Annotated in this window: 16 protein-coding genes and 1 pseudogene; 8 read left to right on the top strand and 9 right to left on the bottom strand. The window is 69.0% G+C overall.

The features are described 5' to 3' along the window. Nucleotides 1-129 precede the first annotated feature (129 nt). From IEZ17_RS22395 to IEZ17_RS22380, 4 genes are all read left to right on the top strand, one after another. Nucleotides 130-2025, top strand: coding sequence for a potassium transporter Kup (locus IEZ17_RS22395; RefSeq protein WP_229852508.1), 1896 nt, complete (start codon nucleotides 130-132; stop codon nucleotides 2023-2025). An 854-nt stretch (nucleotides 2026-2879) separates the two neighbouring features. Further along, nucleotides 2880-3125, top strand: coding sequence for a cold-shock protein (locus IEZ17_RS22390; protein WP_189302855.1), 246 nt, complete (start codon nucleotides 2880-2882; stop codon nucleotides 3123-3125). Between the two features lie 251 nt (nucleotides 3126-3376). Continuing rightward, entirely contained in the window at nucleotides 3377-3745 is a 369-nt protein-coding gene (locus IEZ17_RS22385) for a hypothetical protein (protein WP_189302853.1), read from the top strand. Next, a complete protein-coding gene (locus IEZ17_RS22380; protein WP_189302851.1) occupies nucleotides 3742-4542 on the top strand; it encodes an inositol monophosphatase family protein in 801 nt (266 codons plus the stop codon). Before IEZ17_RS22385 ends, IEZ17_RS22380 begins: the two co-directional genes overlap by 4 nt. A 32-nt stretch (nucleotides 4543-4574) precedes the next feature. Here the strand turns inward: IEZ17_RS22380 and IEZ17_RS22375 are convergent, their stop codons facing one another. The 3 genes from IEZ17_RS22375 to IEZ17_RS22365 all read right to left on the bottom strand — a co-directional run bounded on the left by IEZ17_RS22375 (nucleotide 4575) and on the right by IEZ17_RS22365 (nucleotide 6994). Continuing rightward, nucleotides 4575-4784, bottom strand: a complete 210-nt coding sequence (locus IEZ17_RS22375; protein WP_189302849.1) for a hypothetical protein — start codon at nucleotides 4782-4784, stop codon at nucleotides 4575-4577. Nucleotides 4785-4886: 102 nt separating this feature from the next. Continuing rightward, a complete protein-coding gene (locus IEZ17_RS22370; protein ID WP_229852506.1) occupies nucleotides 4887-5327 on the bottom strand; it encodes a hypothetical protein in 441 nt (146 codons plus the stop codon). A gap of 440 nt (nucleotides 5328-5767) precedes the next feature. Then, entirely contained in the window at nucleotides 5768-6994 is a 1227-nt protein-coding gene (locus IEZ17_RS22365; RefSeq protein WP_229852505.1) for a serine hydrolase domain-containing protein, read from the bottom strand. Nucleotides 6995-7543: 549 nt separating this feature from the next. On the opposite strand from IEZ17_RS22365, the gene IEZ17_RS22360 reads away from it, so the two are divergent. Continuing rightward, nucleotides 7544-9802, top strand: coding sequence for an MMPL family transporter (locus IEZ17_RS22360; RefSeq protein WP_189302848.1), 2259 nt, complete (start codon nucleotides 7544-7546; stop codon nucleotides 9800-9802). A gap of 368 nt (nucleotides 9803-10170) precedes the next feature. On the opposite strand, the gene IEZ17_RS22355 is transcribed toward IEZ17_RS22360, so the two are convergent. Both IEZ17_RS22355 and IEZ17_RS42660 read right to left on the bottom strand, forming a co-directional pair. Next, a complete protein-coding gene (locus IEZ17_RS22355; RefSeq protein WP_229852503.1) occupies nucleotides 10171-11529 on the bottom strand; it encodes a DUF2254 domain-containing protein in 1359 nt (452 codons plus the stop codon). Between the two features lie 1088 nt (nucleotides 11530-12617). Continuing rightward, nucleotides 12618-12833 carry a hypothetical protein gene (locus IEZ17_RS42660; protein ID WP_229852502.1) on the bottom strand — a complete coding sequence of 72 codons (216 nt, stop codon included), beginning with the start codon at nucleotides 12831-12833 and terminating at the stop codon, nucleotides 12618-12620. Between IEZ17_RS42660 and IEZ17_RS43900 the strand changes: the two genes are divergently transcribed. From IEZ17_RS43900 to IEZ17_RS22340, 3 genes are all read left to right on the top strand, one after another. Next, nucleotides 12757-13056: a helix-turn-helix domain-containing protein gene (locus IEZ17_RS43900; RefSeq protein WP_268249838.1), complete on the top strand. Its 300-nt coding sequence runs from the start codon at nucleotides 12757-12759 to the stop codon at nucleotides 13054-13056. The two genes, IEZ17_RS42660 and IEZ17_RS43900, sit on opposite strands and share 77 nt — an antisense overlap. Before the next feature lie 127 nt (nucleotides 13057-13183). Then, a complete protein-coding gene (locus IEZ17_RS22345; protein WP_189302846.1) occupies nucleotides 13184-13492 on the top strand; it encodes a transposase in 309 nt (102 codons plus the stop codon). Nucleotides 13493-13633: 141 nt separating this feature from the next. Beyond that, nucleotides 13634-14977 carry an endonuclease domain-containing protein gene (locus IEZ17_RS22340; protein ID WP_189302844.1) on the top strand — a complete coding sequence of 448 codons (1344 nt, stop codon included), beginning with the start codon at nucleotides 13634-13636 and terminating at the stop codon, nucleotides 14975-14977. A gap of 388 nt (nucleotides 14978-15365) precedes the next feature. Here IEZ17_RS22340 and IEZ17_RS42650 read toward each other — a convergent pair. The 4 genes and pseudogenes from IEZ17_RS42650 to IEZ17_RS22325 form a co-directional block, all read right to left on the bottom strand. Further along, nucleotides 15366-15705: pseudogene (locus IEZ17_RS42650) on the bottom strand (type II toxin-antitoxin system antitoxin). Nucleotides 15706-16122: 417 nt separating this feature from the next. Continuing rightward, the gene (locus IEZ17_RS22335; protein WP_189302842.1) at nucleotides 16123-16437 is read right to left on the bottom strand and encodes an EthD family reductase; all 315 of its coding nucleotides are present in this window, start codon (nucleotides 16435-16437) and stop codon (nucleotides 16123-16125) included. Continuing rightward, a complete protein-coding gene (locus tag IEZ17_RS22330) occupies nucleotides 16434-16997 on the bottom strand; it encodes a dihydrofolate reductase family protein (RefSeq protein ID WP_189302840.1) in 564 nt (187 codons plus the stop codon). Before IEZ17_RS22330 ends, IEZ17_RS22335 begins: the two co-directional genes overlap by 4 nt. A 57-nt stretch (nucleotides 16998-17054) precedes the next feature. Beyond that, the gene (locus IEZ17_RS22325; RefSeq protein ID WP_229852520.1) at nucleotides 17055-17993 is read right to left on the bottom strand and encodes a sigma-70 family RNA polymerase sigma factor; all 939 of its coding nucleotides are present in this window, start codon (nucleotides 17991-17993) and stop codon (nucleotides 17055-17057) included. Between the last annotated feature and the right edge of the window lie 247 nt (nucleotides 17994-18240).

Here is an 18240-nt window from a genome sequence, read left to right as displayed (position 1 = left end):
GCCGTGATGCACCTGGCCTGCAGCGTAACTGCCCGTGCGGAGGAAGGATCACCCATGGCCGATCGCCGGCACGGGAGTGCGTCGGACGGCGGGTCCGCGTCGCGGTCACCGGGGGCTGGTGGTCCGAGCGTGCACGACACGGTGCGTCTCGGGCTGGTGATCGGTGCTCTCGGGGTGGTCTTCGGTGACATCGGGACCAGCCCGATCTACACGCTCCAGACCGTGTTCGACCCGAGCGACCCGCATCCGGTCCCGGTCGCCACGGAGAACGTGTACGGGGTGGTGTCGCTCGTGTTCTGGTCGGTGGTGATCATCGTCCTGGTCACCTATGTGCTGCTGGCGATGCGCGCCGACAACGACGGCGAGGGCGGCATCATGGCGCTGATCACCCTGCTGCGACGGTCCGGCTCGTCGCGGGGCCGGCGGACCACCGCCGTACTGGCCGCGTTGGGCATCTTCGGGGCGTCGCTGTTCTTCGGCGACAGCATGATCACCCCGGCGATCTCGGTGCTGTCCGCGGTCGAGGGGCTCAAGGTCGTCGAGTCGTCACTGGAGAGCATCGTCGTGCCGGTCACCGCGGTGATCATCGTGCTGCTGTTCCTGGTGCAGCGCAGGGGATCCGCGGCGGTGGGCCGACTGTTCGGACCGGTGATGATCGCCTGGTTCGCGGCCATCGGAGCATGCGGCGTGGCCGCCATCGCCGACCACCCGCAGATCCTCAGAGCACTGTCACCGAGCTACGCCCTGGGGTTCCTGGTCGGCCACTTCGGCACCGCGTTCTTCGCGCTGGCCGCGGTCGTGCTCGCGGTCACCGGCGCCGAAGCACTCTACGCGGACATGGGGCACTTCGGCCGCCGGTCGATCACCCGTGGCTGGCTGGTCCTCGTCTTCCCCGCGTGCGTACTGAGCTACCTCGGTCAGGGCGCGCTGATCCTCGCCGACCCGCACAACGTCAGCAGCCCGTTCTTCCTGCTCGTTCCCGGCTGGGGACGGCTGCCGATGGTCGTTCTGGCCACGGCCGCGACGGTGATCGCCTCCCAGGCGGTGATCACCGGCGCATATTCGGTCGCCTCTCAGGCGGCCCAGCTCGGCTACCTGCCGAGGCTGCGCATCGCGTACACCTCCGAGTCCACCATGGGCCAGATCTATGTTCCCTGGATCAACTGGCTGTTGATGGTCTCGGTGCTCACCCTGGTCTTCGCCTTCCGCAGCTCCACGGCCCTGGCCTTCGCGTTCGGGATGGCGGTCACCGGAACCATCACCATCACCACCCTGCTGTTCTTCTGCGTCGCCCGGGCACGGTGGGGCACGCCGGTGTGGCTGGTCGCCGTCGGCGCGACCGTGCTGCTCTTCGTGGACCTGCTGTTCGTGGCGGCCAACGTGACCAAGCTCGTCCACGGCGCGTGGCTGCCGCTGCTGATCGGGATCACCGCGTTCACCGTCATGACGACCTGGCAGCGCGGGCGTGAGATCGTCACCGCGGAGCGAGCACGGCACGAAGGCCCGTTGCGGGAGTTCGTCGACCAGCTCCACAGCGGGGAGATGCCGGCACTCCGGGTGCCCGGCACCGCCGTCTTCCTCAACCGGGGGAAGCAGACCGCGCCGCTGGCCATGCGGGCCAACGTCGAGTACAACCACGTACGGCACGAGCAGGTCGTGATCCTGTCCATCGAGACCGAGCCGGTGCCCCGCGTCCCGGCCGACCAGCGGATCATCGTCGATGACCTCGGCTACAGCGAGGACGGGATCATCCACGTCACCGCCCGGTTCGGCTACATGGAGACACCGGACGTGCCTGGGGCGATGGCGATGCTCGACCCGGCCGAAACCGAGGGGCGGTTGCAGCTCGACCAGGCGACCTACTTCCTGTCGAAGATCGAGCTCCGGCGTGGGAAGGCGCCGACGATGGCGCTCTGGCGCAAGCGGCTGTTCATCGCCACCTCCTACATCACGGCCGACGCCGCCGAGTACTTCGGCCTCCCCCGTGACCGGACAGTCATCATGGGCTCGCACATCGAGGTATAGGCGCGCCGGTCACCGAAGTGCGAGGGGATCGAGCATTGGCCACGCCCGTACGGGATGCGCGCCTGCAATGCGCCCGGTACACGCAAGGGGCCGGTCGCCCACGTCGCCTGAGTACGGCTCGGTCGCCCGGGAGGCGTCATCAGGGGCACGGTCACCCCGCCAACGCCCGAGTGTCGAGGGGACGTCCCCAGGCATTGTGGCGCCGTACGGCATCGAGTGTGTGGTGCAGGGGAGACGGCGGCAACGGGCGGAGCCAACCCACTCGGGGGTTCAGCGCTGTCCGGATGTGCTGCCGAGGTTGGCCTACTTCTGGCGGCCCTCCTTCCTGGGGGCGCGTTGGGACATGCGTAGGAGCTTTTCGTTCTCGGGAGCCGCCTGATGGTGCTTGAGGCAGTGGCGTTCTTCGGTGGTGCTTCAGGCGTCGTGGCCGACGAGCCGGTCGGCGGGCTTGGTGAGGCGCTTGACGGTGCGGTCCTCGGTCGCGGCGAGACGTCGGGCCCTCACCTCGGCCTCCTCCAGGCGCGCCAAGACGGCGCTGAGGCCGCAGAGTTGGGCATCGATGCCCGCCGTGACGATCAGCCTGCCGGTGGCGGCCTGTGCGTCTTCGGCGGTGCGGCCGTGGACGAGGCCGGTGGCACCGCGCTCGGCGAGCCGGCCAGGCGGTCTCGAAGCCGATGCCGGAGGTGGCGCCGGTCACCTGGACGGTGCGGGAGGAAGGGTCGACGAAGGACATGGATCGGGGACTGTGGTGGAGTTGATACGTCTGGCCAGGGTGCATGCCGCGTCGAGGTGGGAATGACCCAAGCGACAATTGATGGCTTGCGTAAACAACAGAGCTTGCGTAAACAACAGAGTTGGAGGCGATAGTGGCCGACAGGGTCAGTGGCGTGGTTCGTTGGTACAACCAAGTCCGGGGCGTCGGGTACATCGACGGGGACGACGGCCGCGAGGTGAGGGTGGACCGCGATGCCATCGAGGACGGAACCTTTGTCGTCGAGGGTTTGCGGGTGACCTTCGTGCCTGTGGAAGACGAACGCGGCTGGCACGCGGAACACTTGAGCATCGTCAGGCGCTCCCCAGGAGTCGCCCACCACGACTGACCTGCGCGTCCGGCAACATCCGGGGGGTGAGCGGAGATGCCCGTTCACCCCGCAATGACGGAGGATCTGTCGGTCGGAGGCCGGGGCCTGTACGCCGATACCGAGCAGCGACTGCTCGGCATCATCGCGCACCAGCTCGCCACGGGTTATGAGGCACCCGGCCGGGCCACCGCCAAACTCGCCGACATCCAGCCACTGCGCCGCGCCGCGCAACAGGTCGTTGACGCACTCGGTACAACCATGGAAGTTGAGTGTTCGACGTGGCCGCCGAGGCGTACAACACCGGCGCCCGCGCCGGGCTCGCCGAACTCGGCGCCCTGGAAGACGGGGACGCCCGCCGCATTGCTGAAAGCACCCCGAATGGGCGCGCACTCGACCGCCTCGCGCACGAGACCATCGACCGCGTCACCGCACCAAGGCGGGCATGGCATATCTCGTCCCCAGGTTGGCTGAGAGGCGTTCCCGGAACCGTCAGCCCCACCCACGCCACCTGCTCCTTCCGGGTTTTCATCAAGCCCCGCAAGCAGGTGTGGTTGGCCGGTGCGAGCATCACAGCTGGTGCTCTGTCCGGGAAGGTTCGCCGGGGCGGTGGTTTCGCCTCGATAGTCTGCACGGCATGACCCACTCATACCCGTGCTCCGACGATGCCGCTGTCGCGACAGCCGGGGCGCGGGCCGGCGCGGACGTGGTCCGCACCATGTACGGCCAGCGGCTCAACCGCATCGACAAGGGGGCCGGGGACTTTGCCACCGCCGCTGATGTGGAGGCCGAGAAGACGATCCTCGGCGTTATCCGTGCCGCACGGCCCGATGACGCGGTGCTCGGCGAGGAAGGCGGCCGGCAGGGCGCCGCCGACGCTGTGCGCCAGTGGTTGGTGGATCCGCTGTGCGGCACGCTGAACTACGCCGTCGGCAGCATGCTGGTGGCCGTCAACGTGGCGCTGCGCGATGGGGCGGCGGCGGTGGCCGACCCGTTCAGCGGCGAGGTTTTCTTCACCGACGGGGAGACCGCCTGGGTGCGGCATGACGGAGCCGACGACGCACTACTGACGCCCACGCCCGCTACCCGACTGGTGGACGTCAATCTGGATCCGCCGTTCCCGAGTGCGCCCGGATTCCGGGCCGTGGATCTGCTGGCCCACCCTGAGTTCGTCGAACGTTTCCGGCCGCGCGTCGTGTCCACGACCCTGGCGCTGGCCTGGGTCGCAGCCGGCAAGCGCGCCGCGTATGTCACCGATGGCGGCGACCTGTCCAGGAGCGTGCACTTCGCGGCCGGCATCGCTTTGTGCCGGGCTGCTGGCTGCATTGTCACCGGGATCGACGGTGCCCCGATTGGTGAGGCTGGTCGTGGGCTTGTGGTCGCCGCCGACGACGAGACCCACGGGCTGCTGATGTCGATGATGCGCAGCCGAGGCTAGTGCTGTGACCGCATGGGTTTCGCCGGGCTGGATCAGGCTGCGGCTTGGAGGAGCCCGCCGCCCCAGCGGATGCCCTTTTCGCCGCGCATCCGGGCACGTTCACGGCGTTGATCGCGGACCTGGGCCTCGACCTCACGGCCGGGATGGCGCGTGGTGTGCCAGCGCCCCGGCAGATCCGTGTAGAGGTCGGACTCGAACTCCCAGGCCGATACGGACCGTTGTTCCGGTACACCCACGTTCACCCGCTCACCGCCGGGCCGGTCGAACGGAGGCGGGCCGAGACTCTCGGTCTTGAGCCTCTCGCCTCCGTGGAAGGACGCCCGACGGGGCTGACGTACTGCCCGTCACCCTGCCTTGGGCGGAGGTGACACGCAGGCGTTGATGTCTCCACCGGGCGTCAGCGCCCGGCGGAGCGGGAGCGCCGTGAGCAGGACGAAGAGGCCGAAGAGCGTGATCGGCAAGAGCCCAACGGGACGGAGAAACGCGGTGGGATGCGTCATGACCGCGTTCCAGGCGACGCTCCAGTTGCCCACCACGTCCGCGAGCACGACCGCGGCAGCGAGCACCGGCCCGCCAGGGCGGGCACGGATGATCAAAAGGGCGACCAGCGGATCGAATAGCAGGAGCGCGTGGAAGAGCAGTTGGACGAGCAGGGGTGCGTAGCTGTAGGCATCCAGCCCGCCCTTGCCGAGAAAGAATCCGTGTACTGCCGTTCCTTCCAGGAATCCAGCCACGTACACCACGGCGGTGCACCGGATCCACACCGAACGATCCCCCCATCGCATAATGGCCACCCTAGCTCGTCCTTGAACGGCATCCTCGAACGAGGCCCCGCACAAGATCACCTGGATCGGTATTCGCCGAACACGGAGGCAGCCTTCGCACCCGACGAATTCTCGTGGGGGTCGCCGCCACTGGGGATACGGACTTCTCACCAGCAAGTTCAGTCAGCAGCGCTGGACAGCGCTTGGACAGGACTGTCTGCGACCAGGTACGCCACGGCCGAGCAGGCAACCCTCGGCCCGCTCCGTCCCCAACAGGGGCGTCAACCGGCTCTGCCTGCTCGGCCGGGCGTGCGTGCGTGTGGACCGACTGGCCGAGCTGGGCGTGACCCAGTTCACGCTCGGCCTGATGCACGATCAGAAGGGGCCCGGCTCAAGGCGTATGGGTCCACGGTGCTCGGCTCCGTCGACCGAGCCGGCCGGGGCGCGTCAGCCGATCCGGCCTACCTGCCGCAGAACACCGTGTCGACGAGCTTCTGCACCTCCTTCTGGTACGTCCCCACCGGGGCGTTTACGCCGTCCACGTAGTTCACCGCGGCCTCCATGGTCCTGCTGCCGTCGGGCGTGCTGTACATCAGCGTTCCGGCGCCCTGGACGCCGCCGTCGTGGAAGAGGACGGTGCTGCCGCAGTCCGCCTTCTGCACCTGCAACCCGAGGCCGTAGCCCATCTTCGGGACGGTCGTCGAGTGCGGCTTGCGCATCTCGGCCAGCAGCGCGGGCGGGAGGAGTTTCCCGCCGAGCAGTGCGGAGAAGAACGTGTGGAGGTCCTGGGTGGTCGAGATCATCTCGCCGGCGCTGGAGATCCAGGAGGGGTTCTGGCGAGTGACGTCGACTGCCTTCTGCTGCCCGGCGTCCTGGTAGCGGTAGTAGCTGTGGGCGTGGGGTTCTGGGATCTCCGGCGAGGTGCCCGGCGCCAGGGTGTGCTGGAGATTGAGCGGCTGCAGGATCCGCCGCCTGATCTCTTCGGTGTACGAGTGGCCGGTGACCTTCTCGATCAGCAGCCTGGCCAGCACGTAGTTGGTGTTGGAGTAGCTCCAGGCCGTGCCCGGCGCGAACCGCGCCGGCTTGGACAACGCGAACCGCACCAGCTTCTCCGGCTGGTAGGTGTGAAATCGGTCGTCCACCCACTCCTTGCCCTGCCAAGGGATCCCCGGCACGACCTTCCCGTCGGGATAGTGCTCGCCGGTATAGTCGAACAGCCCGCTGGTGTGCTGGAGCAGCATCCGCACGGTGATCCGCCGGTCCAGTCCGAACTGGGGCAGGTAGTCGGCCGCCTGGCCGTCCAGCCCGACCTTGCCCTCGGCCACCAGTTGCAGCACCACGGTCGCCGTGACGGTCTTGGTGGCGCTGCCTATCCGGAAGTACCCGTCGGTCGGCGGCTTCCCGGTCTCGCCCAACTTGCTCACCCCGGCGCTACCGACCCACTCGCCCCGCTGATCGTGCGCGCGCATCTGCACCCCGGCCAAACCGGAATCGACCATCGCTTGGATGGCCTTCTGCAGTTCCGGGCGCTTCTGCCCGGCAGCAGCCTTCGGCACGGCCGTGCTGCCCGCGGTGGCCACTGCGGGCACAGCCACACCGGCCAGCAGCGTGGCCGCCAGCGCCGTGAGCACTAACCGCCGGGAGCCCCGCGACATCCGGCCCCCGTTGTTCTTGGTGCCCCTGGTCATTCCTGGAACCTCCTCCTCGGCCGCGCCGAGAATGTCGTCGCGTGTCATCACGGCGCCAACGTGGCACACATTTGACGCAGACACAAGCCATAACGGCTCAGCTTGGCGCAAGGATGACACGGGGCGAGCAAAGCGCGGCCACCACACCCGGGGAGGAGTGACCGCCGGGCGGGATGCGCATCGACGACCACCTCGACCCGCCCACCGGCCGGAGAATCGAAGGGTGAGCAGGTCAGGACATCAACACCGACGGGGACCCACGAGAGGGGGATGACCCCCCAGCACGACATGGCGCCACATTGACTCGCTATGGCGCCACACGTGTGCCATGATGGCGAGGCGCGAGCGCCGCAGCACTCCCCTTGCGGACGTGCGGCCACAGGAAATCAGGCCCGCATTGTTCCCGCAGCGCCAGTCGTGCACCGAGCAAGGACCAGTCATGCGCCATCACGGCGCCATACCGCGCTGCCCAGGCACCAGAAGCGCCGACTCGGCCCGACCCGACCCGACCGCCTCCACCATTCGAACCGACCTGACGGGAGCCCCAGCGTGGCTACGTTCCTTTCCAGTCTCGGCCGCCTCGCCCTTCGCCGCCGGGGGGTGACACTGCTGCTCTGGCTGCTGATATTCGGCGGCATGGGCTTCGCCGCCTCCTCCGCTCCGCCACCGCCCGCCGACACGTTCTCGATGCCGGGCACCCAGTCGCAAGAAGCCTTCGACCTGCTGACGAAGAAGTTCCCGGACGCGCGTGCCGATGGCTCCAGCGCCCGGGTCGTCGTCCGGGCACCCGAGGGCCAGAAGATCACCGACGCCGGCCAGCGGACCGAAGTCGGCCGGCTCGTCGCCGAGTTGGGCACATCGTCCCCGCAGGTGGTGACCGCCACGGACCCGTACAAGACCTCCGCCGTCAGCATCAGCAAGGACGGTACGACCGCCTACACGGTGGTGACGTACAAGGTCCCCGCGCTGAAGGTCAGTGACAAGGCGCACGACGCGCTCGACGCCGCCGTCGAGAAGGCCCGCAAGGCGGGCCTGACCGTCGAGGCCGGTGGTGACGCCGTGAAGGTCGACCAGACGATGGGCGGCACCGGCGAGAAGGTCGGCATCCTGGTCTCCGCGATCGTCCTCGTCCTGACCTTCGGCTCGATGATCGCGGCCGGAATGCCGCTGATCACCGCACTGATCGGAGTCGGGATCGGGATTTCCGGCATCACCGCGCTCGGCTCCACCCTGGGGCTGTCCGGCACCACCTCGACGCTCGCGATGATGATCGGGCTCGCGGTCGGCATCGACTACGCGCTGTTCATCGTGTCCCGGTTCCGGGCCGAGCGGATCGAGGGGCGTACCCCCGAGGAGGCCGCGGGCCGGGCCGTCGGCACCGCGGGTTCGGCGGTGGTCTTCGCGGGGCTGACGGTCATCGTGGCCCTCGCCGGACTGGCCGTCGTGGGCGTCCCGATGCTCACCAAGATGGGCCTGGCCGCGGCCGGCACCGTCGCGGTCGCCGTGCTCGTCGCGATCACCCTGGTCCCCGCCCTGCTGGGCTTCGCATCGGTCAAGGTGATGGCCCGCAAGGGCCGCCTCCAGTACGCCGTCAAGCCGCTGTCGGAGCGCCGGCAGCGCAAGGCCGCCAAGCACGCCAGCAAGTCGACCAAGGGCGGCAGGCCCAACCTCGGTGCCCGCTGGGCGAGTTACGTCCTTCGTCACCCCGTGGCCGTGCTGCTCGTCGGCGCGGTCGGCCTCGGCACGGTCGCCGTACCGGCCGCGAGCCTGGAACTCGGGCTGCCCGGCGAGGGTTCGATGTCGACGAAGACCACTCAGCGCAAGGCGTACGACATGCTCTCTCAGTCCTTCGGCCCCGGGTTCAACGGACCGCTGACGGTCACCGTGCAGGCGAACGGGGCCAAGGCCGCGGGCGACAAGGTCGGCGCGGCCCTCCGCACGACGGACGGCGTGGCCTCGGTCTCCCCGGCCACCGCCAACAAGGCGGACGACACCGCGATCCTGAACGTCATCCCGAAGACCGGCCCGACCGAGCACAAGACCGAGCAGCTGGTCCACCAACTACGGTCCGCCACAAGCGGCTTGGAGCGAGGCACCGCGTCCCGGATCCTCGTGACCGGCCAGACGGCCATGTTCATCGACTTCTCCCAGACCCTCGACGACGCGCTCCTGCCCTACCTCGGCCTGGTCGTCGGCCTCGCCTTCCTGCTTCTGATGGTGGTCTTCCGCTCCCTCCTGGTCCCGCTCAAGGCGGCCCTCGGCTTCCTGCTCTCGGTGACCGCGGCCCTCGGCGCCGTCGTGGCAATCTTCCAGTGGGGCTGGCTCGCGGATGTCCTCGGCATCGAGCAGACCGGCCCGATCATGAGTACGATGCCGATCTTCATGATCGGCGTGGTCTTCGGCCTGGCCATGGACTACGAGGTCTTCCTGGTCAGCCGGATGCGTGAGTCGTACGTCCACGGGGCACGCCCCGCCGAGGCGGTCGTCGACGGCTTCCGGCACGGCGGCCGGGTCGTCGCCGCGGCCGCGGTCATCATGACCAGCGTCTTCTCCGGCTTCATCATGGAGGACAACGACTTCATCAAGATGATCGGCTTCGCCCTCGCGATCGCCGTCCTCTTCGACGCCTTCATCGTCCGCATGGCGCTCGTGCCCGCACTCTTCGCCCTGCTCGGCCGGTCCGCCTGGTGGCTCCCCAAGTGGCTGGACCGGATCCTGCCCCGAGTGGACGTCGAGGGCGAGAAGCTCGACCAGCACGCAACCGCCCCCGCGCCGCACTCACCGCGCGAACGCGCTCTGGTCGGCTGACTCCCCCGCCGAACCGAACGGCACCACTGTGACGCCCCCGAACTGGCCCAGGCTGTTCGGGGGCGCCTCCCCCTGACGTACATCCCTGCAAATCGAACGCGTGGCCTCTGGTGTCGGCGAGGGCGCCATGGCCGTGGCGCTCGTCCACCGCTACCGCGCAGCGAACGGAGCACCTCTCCAGCCGAACCGGTGCTGAACCCCCACCGAGCCCCCCGGACCCGCTCACCACCCGCCCGCCTCCAGAGCCGTCCCGCAGACCGGGCCGCCTTCCTCGGTGATGTACGAACCCGTTTGGAGTGCGAACCGAGTGCGGTGGCGACGGCTGACGGTTGCCGGGACGTCACGACCGTGGTCGGCCGCGACCCCGGTCACCGGCGGGGACCGGCCTTCATCTGCGCCTGCAAGGCCTGGTAGCGGACCCGCACATCGCGGCGGTCGTTGTCCTCCCGCACGGTGTCGTCGCACGCCCGCCGGATCATGTCCGCCTGGTCCATCAGCACCTGGCGGCGCTCTGCTTCCAGGGTCTGCTCCATGATCTTGGACAGGGCGTCGAGCTGCCGGATCATGACCGCCGGCATGCCCACTCCGGCCTGCCGGATCTTCTCGAAGGACCGCGCGATGAGTCGCTCGTAGTCCGCCTGGTAGGCGATCAGCCGCACCCGTCCATTCGGGTCCCGCCGCACCCGGCGCGGGTGCCAGCCCGTGGTGATGCGGCACAGGCAGTCGCCGAGCCAGTCGATGCAGGTCATGGCGGTGAAGGTGTCGTTGACCGCCGGGGACAGTGCGCGTAGGGCGATCTCGACAAGCTGGTCCACGCCGAACGAGACGTCCTGGGTCAGTGTCCGGTAAGGGCCTGTGACCTGTCCGCGGGCGAGCTCATGTTCCACTTGGGCCGCTGCCTCGGCCGGCCACACGGCAGCCAGCGGATGCCCCTCGACCAGGAAGTGCCCCGGCCGGTAGGGCAGGTGGATGACGGCGTCGGCGTCGGCGTCGATCCTGACCAGTCGCTCATGACGGATGAACTGCAGATACCCGCTGTGCGGAGTGCGGATCACCGCGCCGGACTCGTCGATCTTGACCAGGAGTTCCTCCCAGGGGGGCCCGCACTCCCGGTTGACGGGCGCGGCGGGGTCCTCGCCGCCCTGGGCCTCGATCGCCCCGGACAGGTCGCGCGCGATACCGGCGATCACCTGCGGCAGCTGGATGCTCGTGGCGATGTGGTTGATGAAGTAGATCAGGACCGCGAGGTCGACCAGGGTCAGGCCCAGCGCGACGGTGACGGACAGATGGGGCACGAAGTCACCGTGCGGACCCGGGCTGATCACGACCAGCACGACCACGGTGTAGAAGAACGTGGCCACGAACGTGCCCAGGGTCAGCTGCGTCCCGCGGTCCCGGATGAAGTTGCGCAGCATGCGCGGTCCGAACTGGGTGGAGGCCAGCGTCAGCGCCACGATCGTGATGGAGAAGACCAGACCGACGACGGTGATGATCGCGGCGGCCATCGTCGACAGGATCTGGCGGGCCTCGTCGGCGTGGCCGGAGATCACCCAGGAGGGAAGCGTGGCACGCCCGCTGTAGACGGCGCGGTCGAAGCCGTAGGTGGCGGCGAAGAGTCCCGCAGCGGCGAGCACCACGGCCGCGGGTACGAACCACAGATTGGTCCGCAGCGTCTCCCGCCGCCAGTCGGCCTCCAGATACGCGCCGCCGCGCATCAGAACCCGCACCCGAGTAGTCCGCTGCGTTCGGCAGAGCAGCACGACAGGGAAGATTGCACCAATGCCTCCGGGGCTCGACGGACAAAAGCGCCGACCAGACTTCCCGGCTCACCTGCCTCGATCGTACGACGGCAGCCTGCGGCCCTGGTATCCGGAGGGGTCCGTGAACGGTGGAGGAATCCACTACGCCAGCTCATTCCCAGGCCACTCAGAGGGCATTTGCTTGAGGCAGATCGCCCTATATGCCCTAGTAGATGCCTCGCACAGCGGGTCCAGGACCTTCTCAGGCCTCTCTCGGAGGACGTCCCGACCGGACGGCACTGCGCTGCAAGCGCCACGAGCCCGTTCCCCGAGCTGGGTGAGCACCGCCTTCGTCAGCGAGTACGGGCTCGTACCCAGGTCCGGCCTGGCCGGTACCGCACGCTCCAACTCCTCAGGGCCGATTGCCGCGAGGAACTCGGCAGCCGTTGGCTCTACGGCAACCGGGCCGGCGACAGCCACTCGGGCGAGCCCTTCGAACTCAGCGGCGCCCTCGTTCTCCACGTGCAGCACCACGTGCGGAGGCTCGCCCTCCTGGTGGCTGATGGTGCAACCGCTCAGGCTCCCGGGATCCCATCGATTCCCGTCGATCTCGATGGCTGCCCGAGGGCCCCGAGCAGTGTTACGCACACCGTGCGCCATCTCATCGTGGTGATCCATGCAGCCAACGGTAAGAGTGCTCTCGGACAGGGCGGGGCGCTCCGCGCGACACCGGGTTGAGGCCGGAAGCCGGGCCCCGTCGGCCCGGCCGCCGACCAAGTGGCGTCCGCGTTCATGCAACTCCTGTGCCACCCTCGTGACACGTTGCGCCGGAACGAGACGCGGTACGCGGGGCGCATCTCGCATGCGTAGACGGACTCTGCCGCCTGTCGCCCTGGAGTGCATCGGCCCGGAACTTCCCGACTCCGGTGAATAGGTGCGCCGGGTACGACACGCGACTACGTGGCCCACCCCGCGTGCTTCCAGGGCGCGCGGTAGCGGGCGTTGGCTGCCGTAAACCAGGACCCCTGTTACCAGTTGGCACGGTGTCCGGCGTCCAGACAGCGGGGCGTCGCCGGTCACCCGCGTCGCAGGCTGTGCAGGTAGCGGGTGTGTCGGCCGCCGATGAACAGCAGGCCGACGACAGGCCCGAGCACGGTGGCCGCCAGGCACCCCCAGGCAGAGACAGCCCGTCGGTTGGGGGTTTCCCGGCAGGCGGTGCATGTCTGGCACAAGAAGCGGAAGAGCGGCGGGAAACCGGCATTGCGGTCCTCGGGACCGTCGGGCAGGTTCACGGGGCAAGTGTGGACTCTGGCCCGGATCCGCCGAGTGATTGAGGAGATGACCGGCGCGGAGTACACCAGCCCGTCGGGAGTGTGGCGGCTGCTGAAGCGACACGGCTGGTCACGGCAGATCCCCACGGGCCGAGCTTACGAGCGCGACGAGAAGGCGGTGATGACCTGGCGGAGCGAAGTGTGGCCCCAGGTAAAACCACCGCCGAGCACAGCGGGGCAGTGATCGTCATCGCGGACGAATCCGGCCTGCCGCTGCTACCGCCGGTGCGACGGACCTAGGCACCCGTCGGCCAGACTCCCACCATCGCACTGCGGATGGGGCAGCGACCCAGAATCTCCGTCATCGGCTGGTGCTGCTACCGCCCTGGTCAGCCGGCCCGGTACCTCTACCGGATCATGCCCGCGGGTCGGTCACCGACCGCATCCTGATCCACCGGTTACGTCAGGTGCACCGGTGTCTTGGACGCCCGATGGTACTGATCTGGGACAATCTCAGCAGCCATCGCAGCCGCCGGATGCGCTTGTTCGCGGACCGCAGCAACTGGCTCCCCCTGGTCTCTCTGCCTCCCTATGCACCGGACCTCAACCCGGTCGAAGGAAGCTGGGCGCATCTCAAGAACGGGGCCGTTGCCAAACCTCGGGGCCCGAACGGTCGATGAACTCCTCACCACCGCCCGCAGCGGCCTGCGACGCATCCAACATCGCCCAGCCCCGGTCGGCGGATGCGGCGTGGGCGGCGGCCCGGCCGACCGAGGCGCTTGGGGACCCGTTGCCGCCTTGCCGGCCGTTAGCCTGTCGGTATGTCAGAGCGTGTCATGCCCGGTCGCACGGACGGCCTGATCACCTTGGGTGCCGCGGACGCTCTGTGGGTCGATTTGACGGCCGACAGTGCTGTGCCGACGGCTTCTGGGGCATTCACCTGCTCTCCTGCCCATGCCCGGGTGGGGTACGTCCTGCTCGGCGGCCATGTGGTGGCGACGGTGAGGGCGAGCGGCGGTCAGTGGAGTGTTCCGGAGGCTGAGGTGCGCCGGGCGGCCGCGGAACTGAACGCGGTGGGGATGGATCGGCAGGACCTGGTCCGCATCGGTCCGTTTCGTGGGGCACCGAGGCAGGAGTGCAACGAGGAAACGCCGCTGCGTTGGCGCCGGCGCATCACGCGGGAACTGCAGGAGCTGGGCGGCCCCGAGCGGGCAGCACGACGTGAAGGCAGCCGGCCGTACCACCTGGCGGGGATCGACTGGCGACAGATGCTCGTGGAGCAGACCCGCGACGGGACGCAGCGGACATGGTGGCTGCCGCGCGCTGTGGTCAGGCTGCTCGACGCGGCCGAGCACACCGAAAAGCAGTGGGTGCAAGCCGCGCGGACCCGCCAGGCAAGCACTGCCGTCACCGAGCCGCCCTCCCACCCCCGGCAGGCCCGAGACGCCGACGGTCGGCAGACGACGAGCCCCGAGCGTCCCACCGCCTCACCGCGCCCGTACAACGCAGAGCTGGAAGGCCAGCTGTACTCGGTGCTCAGCAGGAAGCCCGGTACCTCCCGCAAGGTGGCCGGGTGGGCGTGCGCCGTCTGCCGCACTGCGCCCGCCGCCGTCCTCGACCACTGCCACGAACACGGCTACGTCCGCGCCCCCGTCTGCCAGTCCTGCAACACACAAGAACGCCCCGACCACCTGTACAGCAACGACATCCGCGTGGCGAACCACTACACACGCCTCTTCCACACCGACACCGACGACTGGCTCCGCCACTGGCACCGCTGCCCCGGCTGCCGCGCACGCACCACCCTGCCCCTGCCGCACCTCGCCGCATGGACCGCCCACATAGCCTGCCGATCGCTGCGCCCGACCCACCGCGCTCCCCGCGGGCGCAAGCCCTGCGGTGTCCTGCGCGTGTCCTGGACGGGCAGTCAGCAGGCGCCCCGTTCCTGCCTGCTCACTGTCGCCGTCGACTTCTGCCCCTCCGGCGAGCACCGTGTCCTGGCGCAAGTCCCCTACCGCGAAGCCGCCGAGCGGTTTCGCGACTGGTTGGCCGAGGCAGCCCCTGCCGTGGCCGCCGCGGCCGGCCCCGACCGCTTGGACGGCCTCCCTGCCCAGTTCCGGCCAGTCATCGCGGACACCAGCGGCGAAGGCCTAGCACTGTTCTGAGCGGGCACCGGGAGACGTGACACCGTCAGCGGCCTCATGGAGGCCAACAAGTTCGCCGAGATCGGCGTGGAGTTCGGCACGAACGTCGCCGGCAACTTCACAGGTAACGTACTCGGCCAAGCACTTTCGGGCCAGGATGTCGACTTGGACCAAGACTTCCTGGACGCCACAGTGGCCGGCGGCGCTGGCACCGCACTCGGCGTGGCAGGCAAGGTGGTCAGCGGAAAGGTACCCAGCGCACTCCAAAACACCTTCCGGGGTGACGGATTCTGGGGGGAGTCAGCCAACGGCGCCATTACCAGCGCAGGCGGCCAGATGGCCGCCGATGGTGTCGACATCCCCCTCCACCGCGGCGGCAAGACCACCGACAGCCTCATCCCAGACCTGCTCACCAGTGCCGGCGGCGGAGCAGCTGACGGAGCAGCGGTGCACGGCGGTGAGACCCGATACAAGTACGGCGGAGGGAGGCGCCACCGAGCCCCCGAGAGCGGACCGGAGTTCGGCACGGCTGCTTCGGCAGCCGGCCCCGCCGCGGAGGGCCCCCGACCTCCCCGCGGCAGCCGCCCCGCGTCGGCCAGGGCCTTGCGGAGCAGGAACTCGATCTGGGCGTTGGCGCTGCGCAGTTCGTCGTCGGCCCAGCGGGTGAGTGCGTCGTGCAGGAGCGGGTCCAGCCGCAGCAGCACCTGCTTGCCCCCTCCTGACCTGACCAGGCCACGGGACAAGCCCAATCCGGGCTGTGCGGTGGAGCCGTTCAGCCCTGGTGAGGGATGCCCAGTGCTCGTACGAGCTGGGCCGGTTCCTCGCGGAAAATGTTGTCCGGGCCGGCCATATGCCCGGTCATGCCGTTCACAAGACCGGGCATATGTGGATCGCGCATGCCCGCGACCGGCCAGTCGGCCCACGCCCGTGCCCTGGGAGAATGAACCGCCCTGCAGTGCCGGCGGTACTCGAACTCTGGGAGCTGCCAGGGACGGACCTTGCCAGCCCCTGGCAGCCGGTGCCGGTGAGCTCGGGTCAAACGGCGCTCGCCCGAGATCGGGAGCCGGTGGTCTTGCGACGCTCGGGCGAGCAGACGTCTGTGAGTGCTCCGGTGCGGACGATCCAGGCGACCCCCGTTCCTTCGGCACGTTCGTGCGCAGAGGTGCCTACAGCACGTTCTCGTCGGCTCTGTAGATCATGCTGCGGACCGGGGCGAGTTCTTGGAGGTGCGCCGCGTCTGCTGCGGTGGCGCGTCCTTCGGGTGAGGCGAAGGCCGTGCGTAGTTCCTCCATCGTGTCCCATTCCCATTCGGCGACCAGGTAATACGGTTCGCCGCGGACGGCGACCACATCGCGGCCCAGTGTGTAGCGGCGCAGTCCCGGGAGCCGGCGTGCGAGCGGGATGTGGATGTCGCGGTAGTGGCGATCGAATGCCGAGGGGTCGGCGGGCGTCTCGTACAGGGCGATGAAGCGGGCGGTCATCGGGCGGCCCTCCAGTGGCGGGTGAGGACGGCGGCACCGGCCTGTTGCGCCGACAGGCACTCCAGCTCCGTGTGAGGGCCGCCGGTGGGGAAGAGCCGGTCGCCGGTGCCGAGGACGGTGGGGAAGGTCAGCAGTCGGTACTCGTCGATCAGGTCCTCGGTCATGAGCTGGTGCACGAGACTGAGGCTGCCGGTGATGACCACGTCGCGTGGTTCGCGCTTGACGGCGTCGATGACGTCGCCTGCCAGGACCCGCGAGTTTGCCCACGCTGCGGTGTCGGCGTCGGTGAGCGTGCGGGAGGCGACGAGTTTCGGGACGGCGTTCATGCGCGCGGCGAACGGGTCGTCGCGTCCGGGCCACAGCCGCGAGAAGAGCTGCCAGGTCGTGCGCCCGAGCAGCAGGACCCCTTCGTCCAGAGTACGGCCGAGTCGGAACGTGTCCCCGGCGACGGTTTCATGGCCGTGCCGGAACGCCCAGCCGCCCAGCGGTGTGCCCGCGGAACCGTCCGGGTCGGACACGATCCCGTCCAGGGTGATGAACTCGATGACGATGACGCTCACAGCGATGTTCCTTTCGGTCAGGTGCTCACCGGTACATACCGGCGGCACCTGCTCGACTCATCGCTCCCGCGGGAAATCGTCGAAGGGAATCCGCTGCGGCAGTTCGAAGGCGTCGAGGACGCGCGGGTCGGCGAAGACGATGTTGTGCGTGACCAGGCCGCCGGTGACGGTGAGGACCTGGAGTGTGTGCAGCCGGTGCTCGCCGCCGGGCTCCGGCGCGTACGCCGCGAGCGCCGGCTGCCCGTTCGCCGTGAGCTCCCGCACGACCCAGCTGGTACCGCGCATCCGGAAGACGCGGTCCATGAACAGGCCGTAGCCGCTTCTGCCTCGGTACCACAGCGGGACCGGCGGCATCTCCAAGACCGCGTCGTGGGACAACAGCCGCACCAGTGCGGGCACATCGGCCGCCTCGAACGCCCGCACATACCGCTGGACCACCGCCCGCACCTCGGGATCGTCCGGCTCGCACACCCCATGGAGATCGCCCACGCCCGCGAGGGCAGCACGAGCGCGTTGCAGCATGCTGTTGACCGCCGCGACCGTGGTCCCCAACTGCTCGGCAACCTCGCACGCGGTGAACTCCAGCACCTCCCGCAGCACCAGCACGGCGCGCTGCCGCGCCGGAAGGACCTGCACCGCCGCCACCCACGCCAGACGCAGGTCGGCCCGCGCCTGCACGTCGAACCGAGCATCCGGAAACGGGCCCATCCAGGGGACGTCGAGCGCCGGGGCCAGCGGGGCCTCCGGATCGTCGCTCGGCGCGCCCAGCCCGGACGGGAGCGGACGCCGACCGCGCCCTTCCAGCGCGGTCAGGCACGCGTTGGTGGCGATCCGGTACAGCCACGTCCGCAACGACGCACGCGTCGGGTCGTACCGCTCCCGGGCCTTCCAAGCACGCAGCAACGTCTCCTGAACCACGTCCTCGGCCTCATGGAACGCCCCCAGCATCCGGTAGCAGAACGCCAGCAGCTCACCACGGTACGGCTCGAAATCCACCGGCCCATCATGCCGTACGCCGATCTCGACCTGCCGCAAAGGAGGCTTCGGCGGAACGCCGGGATGCGTACCGTCGGTCAACGCCTTGCTCCTCACCCGAGCCGGACGCATGGAGAGCGGCGGCCACAGTCAGCCCCGCGAGGCAGGCCCCTGCGTTGTGGGTCCTCGTGTGAAGTTCTGGGCGAGGAGGAAGCCGAGGATGACGAAGGAACCTCACCGGGCTCCATCGGCTGCAACGACACGACAC

Source organism: Streptomyces albospinus (assembly GCF_014648695.1).
In the GTDB taxonomy this organism is placed as follows: domain Bacteria; phylum Actinomycetota; class Actinomycetes; order Streptomycetales; family Streptomycetaceae; genus Streptomyces; species Streptomyces albospinus.
This window is presented reverse-complemented; position numbering and strand designations above follow the sequence as displayed.